1 protein-coding gene is annotated in these 273 nt (G+C 60.4%); it reads right to left on the bottom strand.

What is annotated here, in order from left to right; genetic code table 11:
* Positions 1–273 (bottom strand): glycoside hydrolase family 2 TIM barrel-domain containing protein (locus AC0IYH_RS31580; RefSeq protein ID WP_471838186.1); only part of this gene is annotated, 273 nt, incomplete at both ends.

The following is a 273-nucleotide window of genomic DNA, read 5'->3' as shown; positions in this document are numbered from 1 at the left end:
CCTTCGCGTCCTTTTCAATGATAGTCTGGTCGACCCAGTCCCAGACGAAGCCGCCTTGCAGTTTCTTGTGGCTGCGGAAGACCTCCCAGTAATCGGCGAAGTTGCCGAGGCTGTTGCCCATCGCGTGGGCGTATTCGCACAGGATCAGCGGCTGGGTCAGGCCGGGCTGTTCGGCATAGTCGGCGATCTTGCCGATATCGTCGTACATCGGCGCGAAGATATCGACATAGGTGTTCACCGGGTGCCGCCACCCGCTCATGCTCCAGCCGAGGA

The organism is Pseudomonas sp. AC463, from assembly GCF_979253585.1.
The sequence above is the reverse complement of the archived record's forward strand: the minus strand, read 5'-3'. Positions and strand labels throughout refer to the sequence as shown.